At 37.2% G+C, this 25,244-nt stretch carries 20 protein-coding genes; 17 read left to right on the top strand and 3 right to left on the bottom strand.

The window, feature by feature from the left end; all coding sequences use genetic code 11:
• Positions 1-22: 22 nt before the first annotated feature.
• Together CKJ95_RS08865 and CKJ95_RS08860 are read right to left on the bottom strand one after the other, a co-directional pair.
• Positions 23-1,618, bottom strand: a complete 1,596-nt coding sequence (locus CKJ95_RS08865; protein ID WP_099353050.1) for an FAD-dependent oxidoreductase — start codon at positions 1,616-1,618, stop codon at positions 23-25.
• 176 nt (positions 1,619-1,794) lie between these two features.
• Positions 1,795-2,418, bottom strand: coding sequence for a YesL family protein (locus CKJ95_RS08860; protein WP_099353049.1), 624 nt, complete (start codon positions 2,416-2,418; stop codon positions 1,795-1,797).
• A 228-nt stretch (positions 2,419-2,646) separates the two neighbouring features.
• Between CKJ95_RS08860 and CKJ95_RS08855 the strand changes: the two genes are divergently transcribed.
• The 5 genes from CKJ95_RS08855 to CKJ95_RS08835 all read left to right on the top strand — a co-directional run bounded on the left by CKJ95_RS08855 (position 2,647) and on the right by CKJ95_RS08835 (position 8,107).
• On the top strand, positions 2,647-3,732 hold the full coding sequence (locus tag CKJ95_RS08855; RefSeq protein WP_099353048.1) for a GNAT family N-acetyltransferase: 1,086 nt from the start codon (positions 2,647-2,649) through the stop codon (positions 3,730-3,732).
• A gap of 269 nt (positions 3,733-4,001) precedes the next feature.
• Positions 4,002-5,264, top strand: coding sequence for a sugar ABC transporter substrate-binding protein (locus CKJ95_RS08850; protein ID WP_099353047.1), 1,263 nt, complete (start codon positions 4,002-4,004; stop codon positions 5,262-5,264).
• 208 nt (positions 5,265-5,472) lie between these two features.
• The gene (locus CKJ95_RS08845; RefSeq protein ID WP_099353218.1) at positions 5,473-6,339 is read left to right on the top strand and encodes a carbohydrate ABC transporter permease; all 867 of its coding nucleotides are present in this window, start codon (positions 5,473-5,475) and stop codon (positions 6,337-6,339) included.
• A 31-nt stretch (positions 6,340-6,370) separates the two neighbouring features.
• Positions 6,371-7,177, top strand: coding sequence for a carbohydrate ABC transporter permease (locus CKJ95_RS08840; protein WP_099353046.1), 807 nt, complete (start codon positions 6,371-6,373; stop codon positions 7,175-7,177).
• A gap of 30 nt (positions 7,178-7,207) precedes the next feature.
• Entirely contained in the window at positions 7,208-8,107 is a 900-nt protein-coding gene (locus CKJ95_RS08835) for a Gfo/Idh/MocA family protein (protein WP_099353045.1), read from the top strand.
• A 78-nt stretch (positions 8,108-8,185) separates the two neighbouring features.
• On the opposite strand, the gene CKJ95_RS08830 is transcribed toward CKJ95_RS08835, so the two are convergent.
• Positions 8,186-9,541: a hypothetical protein gene (locus tag CKJ95_RS08830; protein ID WP_099353044.1), complete on the bottom strand. Its 1,356-nt coding sequence runs from the start codon at positions 9,539-9,541 to the stop codon at positions 8,186-8,188.
• A gap of 226 nt (positions 9,542-9,767) precedes the next feature.
• On the opposite strand from CKJ95_RS08830, the gene CKJ95_RS08825 reads away from it, so the two are divergent.
• The 12 genes from CKJ95_RS08825 (at position 9,768) to CKJ95_RS08770 (ending at position 25,117) form a co-directional block, all read left to right on the top strand.
• Positions 9,768-10,784, top strand: a complete 1,017-nt coding sequence (locus CKJ95_RS08825) for an NAD-dependent epimerase/dehydratase family protein (protein WP_099353043.1) — start codon at positions 9,768-9,770, stop codon at positions 10,782-10,784.
• Positions 10,784-11,839, top strand: a complete 1,056-nt coding sequence (locus tag CKJ95_RS08820) for a dihydrodipicolinate synthase family protein (RefSeq protein WP_099353042.1) — start codon at positions 10,784-10,786, stop codon at positions 11,837-11,839. The genes CKJ95_RS08825 and CKJ95_RS08820 overlap by 1 nt, the downstream gene beginning before the upstream one ends.
• A 21-nt stretch (positions 11,840-11,860) precedes the next feature.
• Entirely contained in the window at positions 11,861-12,865 is a 1,005-nt protein-coding gene (locus tag CKJ95_RS08815; protein ID WP_099353217.1) for a zinc-dependent alcohol dehydrogenase, read from the top strand.
• A 42-nt stretch (positions 12,866-12,907) separates the two neighbouring features.
• The gene (gene nagA / locus CKJ95_RS08810) at positions 12,908-14,077 is read left to right on the top strand and encodes an N-acetylglucosamine-6-phosphate deacetylase (protein WP_099353041.1); all 1,170 of its coding nucleotides are present in this window, start codon (positions 12,908-12,910) and stop codon (positions 14,075-14,077) included.
• 46 nt (positions 14,078-14,123) lie between these two features.
• Positions 14,124-16,007, top strand: a complete 1,884-nt coding sequence (locus CKJ95_RS08805) for a beta-N-acetylhexosaminidase (RefSeq protein ID WP_099353040.1) — start codon at positions 14,124-14,126, stop codon at positions 16,005-16,007.
• 23 nt (positions 16,008-16,030) lie between these two features.
• A complete protein-coding gene (locus CKJ95_RS08800; protein ID WP_099353039.1) occupies positions 16,031-17,374 on the top strand; it encodes a GH1 family beta-glucosidase in 1,344 nt (447 codons plus the stop codon).
• 48 nt (positions 17,375-17,422) lie between these two features.
• Entirely contained in the window at positions 17,423-18,427 is a 1,005-nt protein-coding gene (locus tag CKJ95_RS08795; protein WP_099353038.1) for a Gfo/Idh/MocA family protein, read from the top strand.
• A 1-nt stretch (position 18,428) separates the two neighbouring features.
• Positions 18,429-19,409 carry a Gfo/Idh/MocA family protein gene (locus CKJ95_RS08790; protein WP_099353037.1) on the top strand — a complete coding sequence of 327 codons (981 nt, stop codon included), beginning with the start codon at positions 18,429-18,431 and terminating at the stop codon, positions 19,407-19,409.
• Positions 19,410-19,471: 62 nt separating this feature from the next.
• The gene (locus CKJ95_RS08785; protein ID WP_099353036.1) at positions 19,472-21,049 is read left to right on the top strand and encodes an FAD-dependent oxidoreductase; all 1,578 of its coding nucleotides are present in this window, start codon (positions 19,472-19,474) and stop codon (positions 21,047-21,049) included.
• A 29-nt stretch (positions 21,050-21,078) separates the two neighbouring features.
• Complete coding sequence (locus CKJ95_RS08780) at positions 21,079-22,920, top strand: hypothetical protein (protein WP_099353035.1); 1,842 nt, start codon at positions 21,079-21,081, stop codon at positions 22,918-22,920.
• A 17-nt stretch (positions 22,921-22,937) separates the two neighbouring features.
• On the top strand, positions 22,938-24,503 hold the full coding sequence (locus CKJ95_RS08775; RefSeq protein WP_099353034.1) for a hypothetical protein: 1,566 nt from the start codon (positions 22,938-22,940) through the stop codon (positions 24,501-24,503).
• Positions 24,500-25,117, top strand: a complete 618-nt coding sequence (locus CKJ95_RS08770; RefSeq protein WP_257215741.1) for an SGNH/GDSL hydrolase family protein — start codon at positions 24,500-24,502, stop codon at positions 25,115-25,117. The genes CKJ95_RS08775 and CKJ95_RS08770 overlap by 4 nt, the downstream gene beginning before the upstream one ends.
• The last annotated feature ends 127 nt before the right edge of the window (positions 25,118-25,244 follow it).

Below are 25,244 nucleotides of genomic sequence, written 5' to 3'. Positions count from 1 at the left end.
CCATTAAATGTAGTCCTTCTCTTTATTTCTTTCCAAACGTTTCTTTCATTCGTAATACAGGGTCATCTTCAATTGAATCATCCCATTGTAGTACTTGTCCGTATGAGAGTAATTCATTCTTTAATAGTTCATAAGAGATGCCTTGTACAGTTGTATTATTTTTATGGGCTAAAGCGGCTGCAGCTCCTGCCGATTGACCTAAAATCATAAACACGGGCTCCATCCGTATGGAACCATAGGCAATATGTGAACTTGATAAACACACAGGAACGAGTAAGTTTTCGCACTCTTCAGCTTTTGGGCGAATTGAACGATAGGAGATTGGATAAGGTGATATCGGCACTTCAACATCACCTTCATTGTAAACACGTCCATCAATAACTAATCTTCTAACATGATGAGAATCCATTTGATAGGAAGCTAGTCCAATTGAGTCTTCTACCTTACGATCTCCCAAACAATTGTGGTCTGTCATCACATAATCCGCTATCATTCTTCTTGCTTCACGAATATATAACTGATGAGGCCAATGCCCAGTTTCTTCAAACTCATCTCGAGCTAATCCCCATTGAGAGACCTCGTCCCGAATCGCCTTTGGAACTTGTTCATCATTGGCTAAGAAAAAGAGAATGCCGAGATTATATGTAAAGTGATCTTGAAAGATTCTTTCACGTGTGTCGAAATCTCCTTCAGGCCATTCATAATTCATCCCAATGTTATCCGTAGAGAATCCTCCGTAGTTATTTAAGTCCGATTTTCCATTAGGTAACAAGGTATGTAGATTCATTGCATCCCATACTCCCGCATTGATATAACGTAATAACAATGCATACCGCTCTCGGTTATAGGAGGGAGGTTTCGGAAATGGAAGACGATTATCATCACGGTTTGTTAAGCAAATTCGAAAATTATAGGCTTGAATTCGCGTGTCACCCTGACCTTGATAGCCAAGAGTTTCATGAGTAGTTTCTGTAATACCAGGCAATACTCCACTGGAAGGGTCACCTTCAACTACATATGGATCAATCCACTTTTCAAACTGATGGTGGGGGTGTCCAAATTGGATTCCATTATATCTCTCTTTGTAAGTGGCATTCGACTCTCTACCTACAAAGTACGTAACTCCTGCTTTGGCCATTACGTCACCCTCATAGCTAGTATCAATGAAAAAGTCGCCTATATATGTAGTTCCATCTTCCATAATTAATTCTGTTATCCTGTTATTCTCTTTTTTCACTTCAATTACATGCTGATTATAAACAACTTCAATATCGTTTTCCTTGAGCCATTTCTCAAATACATATTTGGCTGCCTTCGGTTCAAAGGTCCACTGTTCGTTTGTATTGTAATAACTTCCTAATTCCTGAAAAAATTCTCTCGATAAACCACCAATTGCCTCTTTTGCACCAATATCAGAGGCTCCTAAACCACTTGCTGTAATTCCGCCAACATGTCTACCAAATTCAGCAATGACAACAGAAAGTCCCATTCGTTTTGCTTGAATGGCCGCCGTAATTCCAGCGGGTGTTGCACCATAGATAATTAAATCTCGGGTGATTGTCTTTGGCTCACTAGCTTTCGGGGTAGGTACATAATAATATAACTGACTGAAATCCATTTTGTTATCCTCCTTAGGTGGAAACTTTCTACTAAACTTACTTAAAGTGTAAAAGAATAGTAGGAATAATCAAGACTTTTAACGGACTTTAAATCAGGATAAAAAATACACCGCCATACTTTGCCCAAGTAAAAAAGAGTGTCCATTGATAGACACTCTGAAACATACTGCTAATTTTACTGATGAATAAAACTCTTTTTCTTGCTTTTAATTTTAAATAGGGCTCTATTGCTACACCAAGTAATCGCAACGGCTAGTACACTTCCAGTAAACAATGGGATTATTCCAGGAATTAAGTTTATTATAATGCCAAGAAGCATACATGCTGTGAAAATGAGAATAGTTTCTAACACAGAGCTAGCTCCAATTAGGAATGATTGTTTTATATATTGAAAGTATTTCATTTTAAATTGTGTGTATATAGGAAAGAAATAGAGTAACGTGAGTAAATAACAGATCGCTAAAAACAGAAGTACTGGAAACAGCAACTGTAGCTTGTCCACATTCTTATATACAAACATAAAGTCATACACTAATACATAGCCAATCACGATAAAGAATAGTCCAAACTTGTTAAGTGAGATAAATTCTTTTCTAAAGGTTTTCCAAAATGAATGAAAGATACGATCAACTGGTTCGTTTTGCATCCATTTTTGAACTATTGCAAACATGGCACCCGTCGCAGGGAATAAACCAAATACGCCTAATCCAATAATCGTAAAGCCAATCCATAGTAAATTTACATATGCCACTTTTACCATCCATACCGCATAATTATTAAATTTTTCCCAACCACCCAATATATGCCACCTCATTATGATAAAAAATATGTACATGGATCAAATTAAAGACACTTAATAGACTTGTCACTTAATTAATTTCAAATAAAATAGAAAGTAAGTCAGAAAGTTTAGTTGTATTATAACATGATTCAATCTGTTAGCGATTACATTTTTTGCAGGAGGATAAGAGGTTGTCTCCTATAAAAGTTATTCGAAAATGAAATATAAAAAGATGAGGTGAATTAAATGGTTGAATACCGTTTGCTAGAAGAAGGCGATTTTCAACAGGCAATTGAGTTGGCTGATAAAGTGTTTCGTAAGGAAGGTCACGTATCTATGGGGGTTGCGTTTCCACAAGTTTTCTCACATGCCTTCCATCAATCCTATGGTGCATTTATGGATGGGACATTAGTTTCTTTTATTGGATTGGTACCATCTGTACTTCATATCGAAGGTGCAGAAGTTCAAGCCTATTCAATTGGTGCTGTTTGCACGGACCCAGAATATAGGAAAAGAGGGTTAGCCAACACACTTTTACAAATGATTTTTGATCATGTCAACAAGTCAGGTGCTTCCATTCTCTTTATTTCAGGAGATTTACCACTTTACATCAAACAAGGTTGTACATTTTATGGCAAGCTGAATCAATTTAAGCTTCATCAAAATGACCTAAAACCGGAGAAGGCTTATCATGTTCGTGAGCTTCAGCCAACTGACTGGTTTCAAATGAGAAAACTAAGTCATCGTCGACCAATCCGATATGAACAAAGTATATTTGAAATGGCTCAACTAAATGAGTCAGCGGGATTCGCTAGTATATTTAAAATGAAGCACAAGGTTCTTGTCGCAGAAGAGAACATGGAAGTAAAAGCGTTTTTAATTTTCGGAGTACCTTACCAGGAACAAGAGAACGTGGAATCTAGAATTATCGAGTGGGGAGGAGACCCCATAGCTATTGTGAGTTTGCTTAAAGAATCATTTACATACGGGATTGATTCCCTACTATTTAATATACCTACTTATGAAAAAGAGTTGATACAAAAGCTTGATGACCCATTACTGGAAAAAGTAGAACAACCATTTCCGGGAACAATCCGAATTATGAATCTGGAGTTACTCTTGCAGCAGCTTGCTCCATATTTTAAAAATAAGCTTCAGATTTCAAATGTAGATGATAACAATAAAAGCGTTACAAATACAAAGGATTCCGTTACTATAAGTAATCGTGATCTAGAAGAGCTGATCTTAAAAGGAGATAAAAATGTAAACTTATCTATACAGGAACTATTTCCGATTCCATTTCCATTTCCACAAGGATTGAACTATGTGTAATTACTATTTAATTGTTAGGGTACTAAATTAATTCCAATTTTTTATTAAAGACAATTTATAGACTTGTCACAATAATACAAACGAACTAGAATAAGATTAGTAAAAGTATTTGAAAATTGCAGAATTTTTTTAACATCAAATGTATAGGCTTTCAATTAAGTGTTTTTTCAGACAAAAGGTTTAGGTAAAGGGGGGATTTGTAAAAGAAATAATGGTAGGTTTATAGTCTTACAAATTTTATTTAGAACTTAATAGGGGGTAATTCGTAGATGAAAAAGAAACGTTTTTCGTTCATGGCACTTTTGCTTTCAGGTAGCTTGCTTTTTTCAGCTTGTAGTAATGATTCAAGTACAGAGCCTAAAAAAGAAGATGGAAAAGTTGATGGTGAAATCACAGTATGGGTACATCCATATACAGGTGATGCTACAAAAGAAGAGGAAATGTGGAAAGAAATCACTGCTAATTACAATAAAGAGTTTCCAGATGTAGAGGTAAATATTGAAACAATCCCATGGGCAAACCGAGACCAAAAAGTTCTAACGGCTTTAGCGGCTAACAATGGACCGGATGTATTCTATGCCATTCCTGACCAAATGCCACAATATGCAGATGTAGGAATGCTACTAGAATTAGACCCATACTTAGAAGAATCTGATCTTGAAGGGTTTGTTGATACTGCATTAGTATCTACTACTTGGAAAGACAAGAAGTATGGATTACCAATCCTGCAAGAAGCTTATACATTCATTTATAATCTAGATGTCGTTAAAGCGATTGGTGAAGATCCAGCAAACCTTCCAAAAACATGGGAAGAATTTGAAGCATGGGCAGCAAAAGCAAAAGAAAAAGGTTTCTATGGATTAAACTATTTAGGAGGAGGTTCCATGAACGGAACAATCTATCCTTGGGTTTGGCAAGCAGGTGGAGATGTTGTAACAGATGAGAATGAAGTGTTAATCAATAGCCCAGAGAGTGTGAAAGCATTTGAGATGGTTAATAATTTGTATCAAAAAGGATATATTCCAGAAGATTCTATTACAGCAACCACACAAGATGAATTATGGTTCGCCGGAAAAATAATGGCACAACTTGGATCTGGAATAAGTATTACGATGATGGAAAAAGAAGGAAAATTCGATTTCGCTATTGCTCCACCTTTAACAGGTGAAAAGCAATTAACTTATGGTACGACAGGAATGTTCGTTGTGCCTTCAAACACTGATAATCCTGATGCAGCAGCAGAATTTGTAAAGTCTGTTACGAATGCTGAAAACCAACGTATTTTTAATACAGTTACTCAGTATATTCCAACTCAAGAAGAGGCAAAAGATATCTTTGATTCTAACCAATATATGAGCCAACTGGCAACATATACAGAATTTGCATTACCTGGTGTTATTCATCCAAAAGGGCGTGCAATCATGCCATTTATTCAAGCTGAAATACAAACAATGATGGCAGGAGAAAAAACTCCTCAAGAAGCAGCAGATGCAGCAGCTGAAGCAATTGAAGCTGAATTAGCTAAGCCGTAAACAAATAGCTTCTTACGAAAAGAGAGTTTTATTCCTAGGTGAATAAGACTCTCTATTTATTAAAAGGTCCTTTGTTTACAAAAACTTTTGTTAATTAATAAAGAAATAAGGTGATAGCTTGGAAAAGGTCATAGAAACTCATAACAAGGTACCTCTAGAAACTCTAAAAAAGGTCAAGCCTCCTTTAAAAAACAGGATAAAAGATGAAATGCGAAAAAATGGAATTGTTTATATTGTACTGGCACCAGTCTTAATTCATTTTTTAATATTTCAAGTCATTCCATTTGTTTATAGCTTCGTATTAACGTTTCTTAATTATCGAATTATTGGTACTTCTGAGTTTGTTGGATTACGAAATTGGAAGCAATTATTTGATGATCCGATTGCTTTAAAATCAATTTGGAACACGGTTTTATTTTCCTTCTATTATATAGTCCCTACAATGGCACTAGGTTTGATTTTAGCGCTTGTCATAAAATCAGGAATTCGTTTTACGAAAATTTTTAAAGGGATATTTTTCCTGCCTGTTGTAACATCATTCGTTGTTGTTGCAGGGATATGGGAATGGTTGTTTTCAGGAACGGAATCAGGATTTATCAACTACCTTCTAAGCTTTATAGGTGTTGATGCCCAATTATTTTTATCTGATTCTTCACAAGCCCTAATTGTATTGGCAGGTTTGAGTATTTTCAAAGTATCTGGAAGTACAATGATTTATTATTTTGCAGGGCTACAGTCCATTCCAAAAGATATGTATGAAGCCGCAAAAATCGATGGTGCTTCACCTTTAAAATCCTTTTGGTTAATTACTTTCCCATTATTAAAACCGATTCATTTCTATGTGTTAATTATTACGACAATTGGTTCTTTCCAAATCTTTGATTCTGCATTCCTATTAACAAACGGAGGACCAAATTTCTCGACAAGTACCATAGTTTTTTATCTTTATCAAATAGGTTTCACGAATTTGAACTTTAGCTACGCAGCCGTTTTATCTTACGTATTATTCGCGATAATCTTAATCATATCGCTTATCCAGAGAAAATATTTTGGTAAAGATCAAGGGATCTATTAATAGTTGAGAGTTGTAAGGGAGATGAACGAACTTGTTTACTAAAATAATAAAATATTTTGTCACGATCTTCTTGGGGTTTTGCTTTCTCCTTCCATTTTTAATCATGGTGTTAAGTTCATTTAAAGAAACGACATTTGCAGCAATGGACCCATTATTTTGGATTCCTAATGATCCGTCGATCAATAACTTTACGTACCTCTTTCGGAATGATAACTTCTTACGATGGATTATGAACTCTGTTGTTATAACTGTTATTCCGGTATTTTCACAAATGTTTTTTGCGGGGTTATTAGGCTATATATTTGCAAGAAAGCAATTCTTTGGAAGGGAATTTATATTCTGGACATTCATGGCTGTCATCATGATTCCATCGCAATTGCTGATCATTCCGAAATTTATCATGTTTTCAAAATTTGGTTGGATTAATGAATATCAAGCGTTGATAGTTCCTGAGCTTTGGGCAATTATGGGTGTATTTTTAGTACGTCAATTTATGCAGGGCATTCCTATGGAATTAGATGAAGCAGCAAGGATGGATGGAGCAAACGATTTTCATGTGTTTCGAAAAATATATATGCCATTAGCATTTCCATCCATTGCTACTGTTGGAACGTTCGCATTTGTAAGTAACTGGAACGATTTATTCCAACCACTTATTTATATGACAAATGAAAAAATGTATCCAATCACGGTTGGTTTAGCTTCTACGTTAAATAAGGAAGGGAACTTTGGAATTGAGATGGCAGGTTCGACTATTTCATTTATCCCGACGTTTCTAATCTTCTTATTCTTCCAGAAGTATTTTACAGAAGGTATTCAGCTATCAGGACTTAAATAATCTGCTTTGTGTTTATAGGAGAGTTTCGATATGAGGGATATAAAAATTGGCATGATTGGGTTAGATACCTCACATGCATCTGCTTTTACTAAATTGTTAAATGATCCGACTAACCCCTTTTATATAGAGGCTGCTGAGGTCACTGTCGCCTGTCCGGTCGGATCATCTGATTTTGTGTTGAGTTATTCTCGAATAGAGGGGATAACAAAAGAAGTGGAACGATTTGGTGTTCAATTGGTTAAGACGATTGAGGAAGTAGCAGAGACATGTGATGCAATCCTTTTAGAGTCTGTCGATGGTCGAGTTCATCTAGAACAGGTGAAGAAACTTGTAGGCTATCAAAAGCCACTATTTGTTGACAAACCATTTTGTCTATCTTCTTCAGAGGCTATTGAAATGGTGAAGCTTTCTGAACAATATGGTACTCCAATTATGAGTTCATCTGCATTACGATTTGCAGAAGAGGTAAGAAAGGCCCTTGCAATCCAAGATAAAGGAAAAATCATCGGAGTCGACTGTTTCGGTCCTATGGAAATGGTCGAGACTCAACCGGGGTATTTTTGGTACGGGATTCATACGATAGAGATGCTTTATGCCATTTTAGGCTGTGGGGCGCAGCATGTTACTTCTGTATCTACTGTGGATTCTGATTTGATTGTTTCACAATGGGAGGATGGAAGGATTGGCACAGCCAGAGGGAGTAGAGGTGGAAATGGTGAATTCGGTGGGATCATACATTTTGAAAAAGGCACTCATTATGTATCGATTACTGCTTCCTCGAAACCCTTTTATGCTAGTTTATTAGAAGAGATTATTCTCTTTTTTAACAACGGTCAATCTAGCGTTCCCCTACATGAAACGGTAGAAATCATTCGCTTTATTGAAGCAGCAAATGAAAGTAAAGATACAGGAAAACGGGTGTATGTATAGTGACAGAAACGATTACTATTGCAAAATAAAACAGCGGGTAAACAATTTTACCCGCCATTTTATTTTAGGCATTGTTGTTTATTCGTTTTCATCAATGATAAAGCTAAGCCTATAAATCCGTCTTGGTCTTCCTTTGTAGGTGATTTTTTCTTCGCCTACTATATCTACCAAGTTAGCATCCATCCATTTTAGTAGGATTCGATGGGCACTTCTTGTTGTAATGTTCAATGTGTCAGCTAACTCTTGAGCCGTATAATCAAATTTCTTATGGCGTGCTACCCTTGCCATAAGCTTTGTCATATAGGCAGCAGACATTCCGGCCTTTTCTGCTTTTTGCAGCAGTTCTGCATCTGTTATAGATAGGTCATATTTTTCATATTGAGTATCGGTTATCATATCAACTGGCCCAATTACACTTTGGTCTTCACGAACGATGTAACAAACATTACCGCCTAATTCTTTTGATTGTCTGAGTGCGAGTCTTGCGTGGTTACCAGCTTCTGCGGCCGTGAGACCAAAGCCAACACCAATGCTGATGGATACACCTAGTTCAGTTTTAATCGCATTCAATAAGGGGATGAATTTATACCCGCGTGTTTCTCTTTCAAAAATACCACGTGTGGTGATAAACGAAAATTCTTCTCCACCGGAATTAATCAAATGACCATCAAGGAGCTTTGTGTAATTTAACATGATCTGTTGGAATTTCAGCTTAAATAATTGTACTTCATGTTCTGATGGATATTTTTCTGTAGCTTTATCAAACTTGTCAATATCAATGATCCCAAAAACGATTTGAGATTCTTTATGTTTACGAGCTTCTGTTGCAAGTAATGCACGTTCGAGGGAAACAATTAGATCCTGATAAGTGGGGGTAACCCATTCATACGGAATAGACAATTCCGAAAGCTTTTGTGCGATTTCCTGTACCCCAGTAATGGCAATGGAGCCATATTTCTGAAAGTTGTCTTGGTGAAACTGGACAATTTCCTCAGAACAATCAGGCTGACTAGAATTGGGGTAGGATGTACATACATAGTTCGTTTCGTCTAATTCATATAGGATCCGGCGAATATATTTTTCTTCAACCGTATCAATAGAGAAATGTTTAGTATCGTATTGATTATTAATCAAGAATAAAGACCGATAAAGTCCAGTTCCCATTATGGGAACGTAATGCGCTGGTATCGAAAAATTGTTAAGCTGTTTGGCTTTTAAATAAGTTGGAAATTCGGTAAATAATAGAACTTCCACTTTATTGATCAAGGTTGTCATAATCTCCGGTTCAATTGAAGAGGGGGTTGAATGTAAAAATATTGGCTGAAAATTAGGGAATGCTTCAAGCGCTTTCATTATTTCCTTTTCAAGTGCTTCAGGACTAACAATGCCAATAATAATTTCAGTACCATGGTCTGATAATTGGTTTGTTTTCATCATTTCATCTCCAGTTAAAAGACATATTAAAGAAATGTCTCTTAATAATCTTATTACTAGATTAAGAGGAATTTTTCGAAATGTCAATCAATAATGAGTGTTTATTAAAAGACCTTTAAGTGACTTGTCTTTTAATAGTGCCAAAGATAAAATAAAGGTAATTCAGAATTATCAAATGCTTTTATGCGTTAGAGCAGGCAAAAATTTAGTTACTAGGAGGATTTAAATGGAAACGATTGCAGAATTAGAGGAGTTTATGTCTACACCTAGCAGAGAATTAGTAAAGGATCTCCAACAACTGGACGGAGATATTATGATTCTAGGTGTTAGTGGAAAAATGGGCCCGACATTAGCGAAATTAGCAAAAAGAGCTGTTGAGCAGTCAGGTCAATCAAAAAAAGTGATTGGTGTTGCAAGATTCTCAGATGAGAGTTTAATAGATGAATTAGAAGCGTGTGGAATTGAAACAATTAAGGCTGACTTTTTGAAGGAAGAAGAACTTCAAAACCTACCAAATGTAAAGAACATTATCTTTATGGCAGGTACGAAATTCGGAACAGTTGGGAATGAACATCGGACATGGGCTATGAATGCTTATCTTCCAGGACGTGTCGCAGAGAAGTTTAAAAATTCACGAATTGTATCTTTTTCAACAGGTAATGTGTATCCACTCACATCTGTTTTAAGCAATGGTTGTACAGAGGATGTGACACCTAATCCTGTTGGTGAATATGCACAATCCTGTTTAGGTAGAGAACGAGTTTTAACTTATTTTTCTCATAAAAACCAAACACCAATCGTGCACTTTCGTTTAAACTATGCGATTGACCTACGATATGGAGTTTTGCTTGAAATTGCAAAATCAGTACACCAAGGGAAGCCAATCGATTTAACGATGGGAAATGTGAATGTGATCTGGCAGGGGGATGCAAATGAATATGCGATTCGCTCCTTATTACATACAAATTATCCACCAAAAATCATCAATGTAACAGGACCTGAAACATTGTCAGTGAGATGGCTTGCAAAGGAATTTGGTAAACGAATGGAAAAGGAACCGGTATATGTGAATAGTGAAAGCCCAACTGCATTATTAAATAATGCATCTCAAGCACATAAATTATTTGGTTATCCAAAAGTTACCGTACAACAAATGATTGATATGATTGCCGACTGGGTTGTTAGTGACGGCCATACGATCAATAAACCTACCCACTTCCAGGAAAGAGAAGGTGCATTTTAATGCTAAAAGAGGCTGTTAAGAAAAAGCTTCATGAAGGCACTGTGATTCCAGCTCATCCATTAGCGTTAACTGAAGATAGACAACTTGATGAAGCAGGGCAACGCGCCTTAACACGCTACTATATCGATGCAGGTGTAGGTGGTATCGCAGTAGGAGTCCATACAACACAGTTTGAAATTCGAGATCCTGAGTTTAATCTTTATGAACGAGTACTAACAATCGCAATTGAAGAAACAAAACGTGCCAATGTTCCTAATGATTTTATTAAAGTGGCAGGAATTTGTGGACCTACTGAGCAGGCACTTAAAGAGGCAGCTTTTAGTAAAGAGGTCGGCTATGACTTAGGGCTTTTGAGTATGGGTGGCTTGAACCATTTATCCGAAGATGAATTAATTGAGCGCGCTGAAAAAGTAGCAGAGGTTATTCCGGTATTCGGTTTTTATTTACAACCTGCAGTAGGAGGACGCATTTTCTCGTATGAATTTTGGGAACGCTTTGCTTCCATTCCAAATGTATATGCCATTAAAATTGCACCATTTGATCGATATTGTTCAATTGACGTTGTTCGCGCGGTTTGCCATTCGCCTCGCAATGAGGAAATCGCTCTTTACACGGGTAATGATGATAACATCATAAACGATTTGTTAACAGTCTATGAATTCACAGTTGGAGATCAGAAGGTAGAAAAAAGAATTGTCGGCGGACTGCTGGGACACTGGTCTGTTTGGACAAAACGTGTCGTAGAAACATTTGAGGAAATTAAAGTGGTAAGAGGTCAAAAGTCAGTTCCAAATGGGTTATTAACTCTTGGTCAACAAATTACAGATGCGAATGCCGCGATATTTGATTCACGTAATAGCTTTAAAGGCAGTATAGCTGGCATTAATGAAATCTTAGCTAGACAAGGATTACTTCAAGGAAATTGGTGTTTAGTTGATCGCGAAGTTTTAAGTCCTGGTCAGGCAGAAGAGTTAGACCGTATTTATACGAGCTACCCACACCTAAATGATGATGAGTTTGTAAAAGCGAATTTATCAAAGTGGCTGTCTAAATAATTGACGGAAGAAGGATTTCAAATGAAAAGAATTGTAGCCAACAACAAGAAAGTTGAAATCATTGAAGATGAATTACCAAGCATAGAAGGGAAGCCTTCCTATATATTAGTTAAAACATTATATTCGGTCATTTCACCAGGAACTGAACTGTCGTTGCTAGCCATGAGTGAAAATAGACAGGTTCATCTTGGATACAGTGCAATGGGGGTGGTCGTTGAATGTGGTAGTGACATCACCGATGTGAAAAAAGGAGATTTAGTTGCTTGTTACGGTGCACCATATGTTCATCATGATGAATATCTGTTAGTTCCTAAAACCTTGTATGCTAAAGTTCCCGATACTGTTGATCCGAAAGAAGCAGCTCTAGGTGGGCTTGGTGCGATTGCCATTCATGCCCTTCGGATTGCGAATCTTCAATTTGGTGAAACAGTCGTAATCGTAGGCTTAGGAGTTTTAGGGCAATTAATTGCCAAAATAGCCAATGCAGCTGCCTATAATGTAATTGCGTATGACCTTCACGAAAGTCGAGTAGAAATGCTGAAGGAAGACAATATTAAATCTTTTGCGACCGTTGAAGAGATGGAAGAAACCGTTCGGATTGATACGAAATCCCGTGGTGCAGATGCCGTACTACTATGTGCCGGAGGAAAGCGCTCTCCACTTACTCATGAATGTTTGAAATGGATTCGTACCAAAGGCAAAGCAGTTATCGTAGGTGATATTGAACCTGACTTTCCAAGAAACTTAATGTTCGGTAAAGAAGCGCAGTTACTCATATCTCGAGCCGGCGGTCCTGGTAGATACGACAGTATATACGAAAAGGAAGCAATTGATTATCCTTATGAATATGTTCGCTGGACAGAAGGAAGAAACCTTGAAGAGTATATTCGACTCGTTAAAGATAAACGCATTGATGTCAGACCGTTTATTTCGGAAGTTGTTGAATTTGTAGATTCACCTCAAGAATTTGAAAAACTGTTAAACAAAGAATCTACAACTCTTACAAAAATCATTCACTTTACGTAGTACTTAAAATTAGGCCATAAAGCGAAAGGATTTTGAATTCAAATGATGTATAACCACTTTTACTTACATGGAAATGTAGTTACGGATAAGAGAATTGATAAAAATATGATCATTGAAATCAAAGATGGAAAAATCATTTTCGTTGGCCAGAAAAACATTGAGGATCTGCCCTACTACCAAGTGGAAGGGTGGATCTGTCCTGGTTTTATCGATACACATATACACGGTCTGAATGGTCAAGATTTTATGGATCGTACAAAGGAAGGTTTTTATCGCATTCAAAATGGGCTCCCAACCTTTGGTGTGACAAGTTTCTTGTCAACATCAAGGGCAGCCACATTAGAAGATATTAAAACCTTCCTTTTATTAAGTAAACAAATAGTCTCCGAAAAGCGTAGTGGTGCTCAGCTTTTGGGTGTCCATCTGGAAGGACCTTGGATTAATCAAAAATATAAAGGTGCTCAAAAAACAGAATACATACTAGATCCTGTTATTGAAGAAGTACAATCGATCCTTCAAAAGGCAGGTGATACGATACGAATCGTAACATTGGCACCTGAGCTTCCAAACGCTACCGATGTCATTCAATTATTAAAGGGAAAGAATATTGCCATTTCAGCCGGACATACAGATGCCTCCTATGAGGAAATGGAAATGGCGATTAAATACGGCCTATCAAGAGTTACTCATTGTTTCAATGGAATGGGTCCGTTTACACATCGCAAATTAACAGCTGCGTTTGCAGCACTTGATTTACAAGAATTACACTGTGAACTTATCGCAGATGGCTTTCATGTGCATTCAAAAATAATTGAACTCCTTTATAAAATAAAAGGGGTGGATCAGATTACATTAATTTCGGATTGCACCGGAACTAACCAATTACCAGACGGGTGTCATCAAATCGGTGGGAAGACAGTCTATAAAAGTGGTGGAAAAGTATCATTAGCGAACGGAAGCCTTGCGGGAAGTTCTTTAACGCTAGACAAGGCAGTTCAATTTATCATTCAGAATTCTCGTATTCCCATTGAAGAAGCCGTGCAAATGGCTAGCTTTAATCCAGCTATTGTCTGCGGAGTTAGTGACCGTAAAGGTAGAATTGCCGTTGGATATGATGCTGATCTCGTTATTTTAACAAATGATTTAGAAGTAAAAGCCACAATGATAGATGGAAATTTTGTTTATCAACGTAATAAAAAGAATTCTTCCTGAGATAGATTAAGAACTGTAACGTAAAAATCGAAAAGAGGTATCAAATATGCAAATTCATTTATTGGGTGAAACAAATTCAATTATTAAGGGATTAGAGTTATTAACCGATGATCTGGGGATTGAATTAAATGAAAAGGGGTACCCAATTACCGTCATTCAAGGGGAAGGTCCGATCCATGTTAGCAATAAGGATGGAAAAGGTGAAATTTATTATCAAGAAAAAATTCATTTCTATCGTGCAATGGGGGTGTGGTTAGAGAATTATCAGAGGAGTGGTGAATTTGAGATAACTGAACAGCCCCATTTTCAAACAAGTGGTGTCATGTTGGATGTTTCTAGAAATGCCGTCTTAAAAGTAGATGAAGTTCAAGCATTTCTTAGAAAACTTTCCATTATGGGATTAAACGTTGTCATGCTCTATACAGAGGATACATATGAAGTACCAGATTATCCGTATTTCGGGTATATGCGTGGTCGATACACAGAAGATGAACTAAAGACTTGCGATCAATATGCAGATGCCCTAGGGATTGAGATGATACCTTGTATCCAAACTCTCGCTCATTTAACAATGGCCTTGAAATGGGGTTATGCGAAGGAAATAAGAGACACCGCAGACATTTTATTAGTAGGCGAGTCAAAAACTTACCAGTTTATTGAAAGTATGATTCAAGCTGCTTCGAAACCATTTAAATCCAATCGCATTCATATTGGAATGGATGAAGCGCATCAGCTTGGGCTTGGTCGCTATTTAGATTTAACCGGATATGAAAATCGTTTTGAGATTATGAATAAGCATTTAGAACAAGTTGTGTCAATTGCAGATCGACACGGGCTAAAACCAATGATTTGGAGTGATATGTATTTCCGCTTAGGTTCAAAACATGGCGAATATTACGATGAAGATGTACATATTCCAGAAGAAGCGATTACTTCCATACCAAAAAATGTGGAACTTGTGTATTGGGATTATTATCATGCAGATGAAGAGTTTTATCGGACGTATATTCAGAAGCATAAAGAGTTAGGAAGAGATACTCTTTTTGCTGGGGGAGCCTGGACATGGAATGGGATTTCTCCAAACTATGGGCGTGCATTTGCAACGACAGAAGCTGCTTTATCAGCTTGTAAAAAAGATGGATTACAAGAAGTTTTTACGACATTATGGGGCGATAATGGAGGGGAAACTCCACTTACAACTGCATTACCAGTAATTCAGCTATATGCGGAACATACCTATCATCAAACCGTAACAAAGGAGCATTTAGCCCAGCGTTTCCTTTTCTGCACGGGAAACCATTTAGAGGATTTCCTTACCCTCAATCAATTAGATGAAACACCTGGTGTAATGGAAAATAATCTGAACTCCTCAAATGCTTCTAAATTTTTATTATGGCAGGATCTTCTTATTGGTTTATTTGATGAAAATATCCGTGGACTTGAAATGAATGCACATTATCAAAAGATAATTCCTCAACTAAGTGCGGCCAAGGATAGAAATCCTAATGCATCGTTACTATTTGAGTTTTATGAACAGCTTGCAAGTGCACTTAGTATCAAGGCGGAAATGGGGATTCATTTAAAAACTGCTTATGACAATGGTGATAAAGAAACGATGAAACTTCATCTTACCGAGTTACAAGAATTGACGAGAGAAATAAGTCTTCTCCATAGCAAGCATCGAGAAGTTTGGTTTTCGCTATATAAACCTTTTGGCTGGGAAATAATTGAATTCCGCTACGGGGGATTACTTGCCAGAATGGAAACATCTAAACTTCGAATTTCACATTGGCTTGAAGGTTCAATCGAGAGAATTGAAGAATTAGAGGAAAAAAGATTAGTTCATGATGGTCCAAATGGGATCCCTGAGGGTTCGTTAGGTAATCATTTCTACCATCGAATTGCTACGGCGGGTAATTTTAATTGGTAAAGGTTGATTTGGAGGGAAGACATATGCCGATTATTCAGTTTCCAAAAGGGATGAAATGGGGAACTGCGACTGCTGCTTATCAGGTTGAAGGCGCTGCTTTTGAAGATGGGCGAGGGTTATCCATTTGGGATACCTTTTCTCATACGCCCGGAAAAGTAAAGAATAATGATAATGGTGATGTCGCATGTAATAGTTATCATCGCTATGAAGAAGATATCGAATTATTGGACGAATTAGGTGCAAACGTGTATCGCTTTTCTGTTTCATGGCCAAGGATTTATCCAAACGGTCACGGGGAGCTAAATCAGAAAGGGTTGGACTATTACCATAAACTAGTTAATTCTTTAGTGGATAAAGGAATTGAGCCAATGTTAACTCTTTATCATTGGGACCTCCCCCAAGCGCTACAGGATCAAGGCGGATGGGCATACCGGAATACCATTGATGCATTTAGCCATTACGCTGAAACCATTTTTAAGGAATTTAATGGGAAAGTGAAATACTGGCAGACGATAAATGAGCCGTTATGTGCTGCTTTTTTATCGAATTATCGAGGTGTTCATGCCCCAGGTTATCAAGATCTTCAGCTTGCGGTTGATGTTTCCCACCATTTGCTCCTAGCACATGGAAATGCAATTAAAATTTTTCGAGAACTAGGGACTGAAGGTCAGATTGGTACTGCAACAAATACCACGTGGAGAGAACCTTTTAGTAATCGGATGGAAGATATCGAAGCTTGTAGAAGAGAGATTGGTCATAATATCGATTGGTTTTTAGATCCTATTTTTAAGGGAGAGTATCCACACTATTTAGTGGATTGGTTTAAAAAGAAAGGTGCACATCTTCATATTGAAGACGGAGACATGGAAATCATTCAACAGCCTATTGATTTTATAGGAGTAAACTATTATTCCGGTAATGTGGCTCGTTATAAGGAAAATGAAGGATTACTAGATATCGAGAATATTGAAATTGATTATAAACACACTCATATTGGCTGGCCAATCTATGCAGACGGTTTTTATAAAGTGTTTCAATATCTTGCTGAGCGCTATGGTAATAATCCGCTTTTTATTACGGAAAATGGAGCTTGTTGTGTGGATGATCTTGTTAATGGAAAAGTGAATGATCAAGACCGGATTCTCTATTATAAACAACATTTAACGGCTGTTAGTCGAGCGATTGATTCAGGTATTCCGATCATCGGTTATCTAGCATGGTCGTTATTAGATAATTTTGAATGGGCTGATGGGTATGGAAAACGATTTGGTTTAGTGTATATAGACTTTCAATCACAAAATCGGATCAAGAAGGAAAGCTACCACTGGTACAAAGAAGTCATCGCAAATGGAAGCATGGAAATTTAAATAATCTTATTAAGCAACTTTCGGAAATTGAGAAAAGAGGTTGATTGTATGCAGAACGTATTATTGATAGGTGCCGGAACAATGGGTATGGTACATGCAAGTGCCTATTATGCGATGGAAAATGTCAAGGTCGTTGGAATTGTAGATATCAGAAAAGAGCAGGCAGAACAAATCATAGGTGAAAATGATACAAAGATTTTTCAAACGTTAGAAGAAGCTGTAGGTGACCTCGAACGTATAGATGTGATCGATATATGTGCTCCAACTTTTCTGCATAAACAATATGTGATAAAAGCGGCAGATCTAGGTATTGATGTGATTTGTGAAAAACCATTAGCATATTCCCTTCAGGACGCTCAGGAAATGATTGAGTACTGTAAGAAAAAAGATGTGAAACTATTTGTCGGGCATGTGGTTCGTTTCTTCCCACAGTATTCAAAAGCAAAAGAGCTTGTTAAACAAGGATCAATTGGGGATATTGGGATTGTTCGTACAAGAAGAGGCGGAAATTTCCCATTGGGATGGAGTGATTGGTATGCAGACCAATCCAAAAGTGGCGGTGTGATACTGGATTTAATCATTCACGATTTTGATTTTCTACGTTGGACTTTCGGTGAAGTGGATCGAGTATTTGCGAAAAGCATTTCTGATAAAGGACTGGACCATCTCGATTACGCGATTGTGACCTTAGTCTTTAAATCAGGTGTTATTGCCCATGTGGAAGGTACTTGGGCTCATCAAACTTTTTCTTCCCAATTTGAATTCGCCGGAAAAAGTGGAATCATCGAATATGATAGTTTAAAAGAAGAGCCTGTGTTACTTTCTATCAGACAATCGAACGAGGAACAAAACGGTGTTGAGGTACCACAAAGCCCTATGAAAAAGTCACCGTATCATATAGAACTAGAGCATTTCTTATCATGTTTGAAAACGAATGACACACCGATTGTTACAGCAGAAGATGCGTATAAAGCCATGGAAATATCAGCTGCTGCCCTCGAATCTTTAAAAACAGGTGTACCTGTATCTCTAGGTCAGAAGGGGGAGAACTGATATGAAGATTGGAATCATAAGCTTTGCTCATATGCATGCCCATAGTTATGCATCCGTCATTAAAAATATGGAAGGTGTCACATTAGCTGGTATATCCGATGAGAATGAAGAAAGAGGAATAAAGCACTCTCAGCTTTACGATACAGTCTATTATCCCACTTACCATGATTTATTGGAATCTGATATTGATGCTGTCATTGTAACATCTGAAAACAATCTTCATCATCAACACGTACTTGCTGCAGCTAAAGCAGGAAAGCATGTCTTATGTGAAAAGCCGTTAGCAACCAATTTAAAAGATATTGAAGAAATGATAAGCGTTTGTGAACAACATCAAGTTTTGTTAGGTACAGCTTTTCCTGTTCGATTTAACACTCCCATTCAACATGCTAAAAAAGTGATTGAAGAAGGTGCACTGGGAGAAATTTTAGCCATTAAGGGAACAAACAGGGGAACCAATCCTGGAGGCTGGTTTATTGATAAGGAGAAGTCTGGTGGTGGAGCCGTTCTTGATCATACAGTTCATGTAGTCGATATCATGAGATGGTTTACAGGAGCAGAAGTGAAAGAAGTTTACGCAGAAATCGGCAATGTATATATTGATCATCCGATTGATGATTGTGGTATTCTCACAATGGAATTTACAAATGGTATGTTTGCTACACTCGATTGCAGTTGGTCAAGAAACAGCTCTTATCCAACGTGGGGCGATGTAACAATGGAAATTATCGGAACAAATGGTACCTTAAAGATTGACGCGTTCTCGCAAAAAATGGATTATTATTCAAATCACGAAGGGGTCAAATGGATTGGCTGGGGCGATGATATGGACGCCGGTTTGATCGAGGATTTTGTTGCAAGTGTAAAAGTTGGTAGAGCCCCCCTAGCATCAGGCCATTCAGGGTTAAAAGCAGTAGAGGTAGCTCTAGCAGCCTATCAATCTTCTGAAAAGAGAGAACCTGTAAAACTAAATGGGATTTGAGGTAATTCTGAATCTAAGAGCTCGAATCATATCGAGCTTTTGAAAATGAAAGGGGGAATACGATGAAAGTCTTTGAACAATTGCAAACAGATATTGTCATTATAGGGGGTGGCCTCGGAGGATGTGCCGCTGCACTTTCCGCCTTACAATCTGGGAAAAACGTGGTCTTGACCGAGGAGACGAAATGGATTGGTGGTCAAATTACAAGTCAAGGTGTACCACCGGATGAGCATCCGTGGATTGAACGATTTGGAGCAACAAAAACCTATCAGACTTTCCGAAAAAAAATCAGAGAATACTATCTTTCCAATTATCCAGTTAAGACCAAAGAACGGATGAATGATCAATTCAATCCTGGTAATGCCATTGTTAGTAACATAAGTCATGAACCGCGAGTAGCTTTACGTGTTCTTTACGATATGTTATCGCCCTATATAAGCAGTGGAAGGCTGACGTTATTAACAGAATTTAAAATTAGTAAGGCAGAATCCGAAAATGATCAAGTTCAATCAGTAACCGTTCAGCATTCAAGAACGGGATATTCATACCAGTTAATAGGGAAGTATTTTTTGGATGCAACTGAAATGGGAGATGTTTTACCACTTGCCAATGTTGAATATGTAATTGGAGCTGAATCGCAAGAAGTAACTGGGGAAGAACATGCACCAAAAGAACATCAACCTTATAATATGCAGGCTTTTACGTATTGTTTTGCGATTGATCATTTTGAAGGAGAAAATCATACAATTGAAAAACCTGATCAATATGAATTTTGGAGGAACTATCAGGCAGAGTTTTGGCCAGCCAAACAATTAAGTTGGTGGGGTCTTGTACCTCACACATTAGAACCAATTGAGTATTCCTTTTTTTACGAACCAGAACGCTTTTCATTATGGAACTACCGGAGGATACTCGATAAAGATAATTTTGAACCAGGTATGTTTCAAAGTGACGTAACCATCGTCAATTGGCCACAAAACGATTATTGGTTAGGTCCCCTTATTGATGTAACCGATGAGGAGAAGGAAAAACATTTATATAATGCCAAACAGTTAAGTTTATCCCTACTTTACTGGATGCAAACGGAAGCGCCTCGTCCAGATGGAGGAAAAGGATATCCTGGAATACGGTTAAGGAAAGATATATTAGGAACCGAAGATGGCTTAGCCATGTACCCATATATCCGTGAATCAAGACGAATTAAAGCACAATATACCGTAAAAGAACAAGATATTAGCGGTGAAATCGATGGGAAAGAAAGTGCCACGTTCTTTCACGATAGTGTTGGGATTGGAAGTTATCGTTTAGATCTACATCCGAGTACAGGATTGGATACGTATATTGATATTTCGTCCCATCCATTCCAAATTCCTCTCGGGAGTTTATTACCTATACGGGTTCAAAATTTGTTACCCGCTTGCAAAAATATTGGCACCACTCATATTACAAATGGTTGTTATCGATTACATCCAGTGGAGTGGAATATCGGTGAAGTGGCTGGTCATTTAGCATCATATTGTATTGATCATGAAATCATCCCGCATGCGGTAAGAAATCAAGATGATAAACTAACGGATTTTCAATCGCGTTTAGCGAAAGCAGGAATAGAACTTGATTGGCCCAAAATCCACAAAATTTAAATGAAGACAAAGAGTGGAGTGGATAAACTTTGATCGCTTTAGTTGACAAAAGTACTCAAATGAAAAGCGTTGTAAGCTATACTCATTATTTTTCGAATATCAATCAACTCTTACAGGAGAACCTTCATCAATATTCAGTTATTTTTATCAATGGTTATGACAATGGAAATCCTATGAAACTATCGTACGACACACTTGAAAAACTCTGGGATTACGTTGAGCATGGTGGAATCCTATTTGGGGAACTGATCAACTGTGAGGATTTTCCTTCCTCTCGCCTTTTTGGTTTTAAGCAGGATTTCACAGTAACGAACCGTCGTCTAGAAAAACTAGTGATTTCTCATGATACCCAGTATTGTAAAAAAGGTCAGTTACTCGAATGGCAAGGTGCCTTTTTAACAGGCTTTACCTTTGACACGGAACGGCTTTTAGATATCGGTCATTTCAAAGAGACCCATCGAACTTTGGACGAAGGGCAATACCCTGGAATTGTTGTGAAAAAGCATGGGAAGGGGAAAACCATTTTTTCAACTTTTTCTTTTTTAGGTAATGAACAGAATTGGACGTTACGACCTAATTGGTTATGGAATGGGGTTGTAAAATGGCTTCAGAAGGAGTATCACTTACCACTACAATCTATCCAACCAATCATTGAAACATCAAAGAAATCTGATACTAAACAAACAATTGAAAAAGGGATGAACTGGTTTTTACATTCTGGAATCTTACCGAAGGAAGATGGTAGTCTTGGAGTTTATGAAAATGTCCATTCAATTCGAAGCGATATAAGTAAGGATTTCCGACCGGATTGTCATGCACATACAGCCCTCTTATTTTTCCTGTATGGGGAATATGCGAAGGACCCTGAATGGACCGAGAGATCACATCAGTTATTCAACTACTTATTTGAAGCCGGCTATCAGGACACCGATTCAAATTCAGCTACATATGGTTTTTGGAAATGGTTTCAAAGTCCGAAGAGGAAACCCGACCAAATCTTTTCTGATGATAATAGTTGGGTAGCACTGGTTCTCTTATATTTGTACCGTAAAACAGGTCAAACCATATATAAAGAAAGAGGCCTATTAACAGCATATGCTCTATTAAACACGCAAAATAAAAATGGACTTCGCCCTGAATGTATCCGTGAACTAGAGCTAATAGAGCAAGGAACCGCCTATTTCCAAAATTCGACGTTAGCTAGTATGAATCCTCATTTTGAATCAATTGTCCACGCTGCCTTTATACAAGCGTATTATGTGTCGAATGATGAAAAGTTTTTAGAAACCGCTTATCAAGGTACGTTAACTATGCTTGAGAATAAAAAGGATTTGAAATTCATGTATAGCAAAACGGCTGGATATAGCAGATTTCTATTATCATTGGCCCAACTATTTGCTGTTACAAAGAGCGATACCATTCAGGAAGGTTTATATGAAGTACTTGATTATCTAATTGAGAATCAACATAAACATGGTGGAATCGAAGAAAGTGATAATCCGGATCCAGAACGCTATGGTACAGAGGATACGGGTGTTTTCCGAATGAATGGTGAAGGAATTGCAGACCAATTGTACACCAATAATTTCTTACTGATGAATGCTTGGGAGGCATGGAAAGCAACAGAAGACTCTAAAATTAATAATTTTCATGAGAAACTCGCCCTCTTTTTATCAAATATTCAAATCACTTCTCCAAGAATGGAATTTGATGGCGGATGGATGCGTTCCTATCATTTAGACAGTGGAGAGTACTTTGGCAATAATGGTGACACGGGTTGGGGTGCATATGTAATAGAAAGTGGATGGACGAACGCCATTATCTTATCAGGCCTTATCTTAAAAGAATTAAATCAATCCTTATTAGACTAATGCGAGGAGGTGTCAAGATGTCAGTTAGATGTAAGACTCTTAATAGTGATCCAGCAATCATATTTGCTAAAGAAGAGTTACTCAAGTATACAAAACAGGTTCAAGAGCCTATAGCTAATTCGTTTGTTTTAGGGTTGGATCAAGATTTTATAGAAAAAGGCTTAACTGATCAGTCTTTATTGAAAAATGATCCTGCTGTTGATGCTTTTCATTTTATACAAATAGATCGAGAAATTTATATTATTGGAAGCAATCCTAGATCAGTCCTTTATGGAGTTTATCATCTTTGTAAAAAACTGTTTGGGTACAAATGGGTTCATTTTTTATCTAAAGAAAAAATAGAATACAAGGACGTTCGTTTTATACCTGCTGAAATCCATAGCGGAAATATGGTAAGAAGAGGGCTAGTAATTGAAAATTACGATGATATTTCTTTCCTAACACAACTTATCGATTGGGCTGCGAAACACTATATAAATGAACTGTTTTTTACTTTTATGTTATGGGATAAGGTAAAACATGTAATCGAAGAAGAGATTGAAAAAAGAGGACTATCGATTACAATTGGCGGACATAGCATGCACTATTTATTAATGGAACCCTCTGTTTCTGAAAAAAGGCAGATTGATTTTTCAGATGATAGCTGGAAGCATGAACTTATCGAGAAAATAAAAAGCTATAGTGAAGAAACAACATCCATTAAACGAGTATCCTTATGGCCAGCCGATATTGGGATAAATGATAGCGAAGACTTTTTAGCTCGTTACATAGAATTTACTGAACTCTTACAGAATGAAATTCCTAGCATTGAAGTAGAGCATATTGCCTACAATGCAGGCTTATCGTGGGATATGTTAGAACTTCAAGAAGGGTTAAGTGGTTCTAGTAAAGTAAATACGCTATTTGCTTATTGGGGAAGAAATTATCAGCAATCTTTTATGAAGGAAGAAAGAGCATTTGAGGCTTTACAAAAATGGGGCCAAATAGCTAAGGCCAATCAGCAGGAAATCACTATATTTGAATATTATAGTGATCATTATATGTTAGGCGATTTATTTCCTCCTTTATTTCACAGAATTCACGAGGACATCGAAGTGTATGCAAATCTAGGAGTCAATTCAATGGTTAATCTAATTGTGCCTTATATAGCTAAAGAAAATCAGAAAAAAGTGGATCTCTATTTTCCATGGGAAGCGTTACAATTACTGAACAGTTATTATTTTGCACGATTGACTTGGGGAGATGACTACCAGGAGATTGAAACAGATTTCTACTCAATCTTTGACGAACATCAAATGAAGGTTAAACAAGCGCTTGTGAAAATGGAAGCTGTGCTTTCGGAAGTATCGAAGTGGAACGTACCTCTGTTTCCATGCCGGGTGAACGATCCTGAAAAAATAGATAAGCACGAAGAAATAAGTGTGATTATCACTGACTTCTCAAATTGGAAAAGGGAAATCGAGCCTTTAAAAGTGGATTCCATCAAGGATGTAAATGATCCATACAGCCTGATAACTTTTTATATCTATTATGTGTGTGAAAAGCTAGAGGATTACTTACATACATGGAGGGGAAAAGTGTGAAACAACGAATTGTTTTTATTGGTGACAGCATTACATGGTGGGGGATTAACGAGAGTGATAGCATTGGAACGGGATATGTACGATTGCTTCATGATTATTTGAAGGTTTCGTATCCACAAAGGGATATTGAAATCATAAACAAAGGGATTAGCGGAAATCGGGTAACAGACCTAGCTGAACGGTGGGAGCAAGATGTTATTTCATTTCATCCTGATATCGTTTCGATTTCCATTGGGATCAACGATGTATGGAGACAAGTAGATTCTCCTGAGATGGAACAAGTGTTACCACAACGTTTTGAAGAAGTGTTAGAGAATCTTCTTATAAATACGAAGGAAAAAACCAATGCTTCAATTGTTTTAATGGAACCAACAGTAATTTCAGAAGATATTCTGGCAAAAGGTAATTCCATGCTAAAACCATATATTGATATCATCCACCAATTAGCAGAAAAATATAATGTAGTAATCGTTCCGACACACCAGTCCTTTATTTCATTTTTAAAGCATAAGAAGGACTTTCCTCTAACAATTGATGGTGTTCATATGAATACGCTCGGAAATATGCTAATGGCTAAAACATGGATAGAAGCAACGAAGGATCTGTTTGAATAATTTTATATAATAATGAATGTGAAAGAATAGGTTTATTAAGTGTATAAGCTTATTCTTTTTTATTGGAATAATAGATTCAACCACAATCTAACACTTTTCGACACCCCTTTGAAGGTATAATAAGGAA

This window comes from Fredinandcohnia onubensis, assembly GCF_002734285.1.
In the GTDB taxonomy this organism is placed as follows: domain Bacteria; phylum Bacillota; class Bacilli; order Bacillales; family Bacillaceae_L; genus Ferdinandcohnia; species Ferdinandcohnia onubensis_A.
The sequence above is the reverse complement of the archived record's forward strand: the minus strand, read 5'-3'. Positions and strand labels throughout refer to the sequence as shown.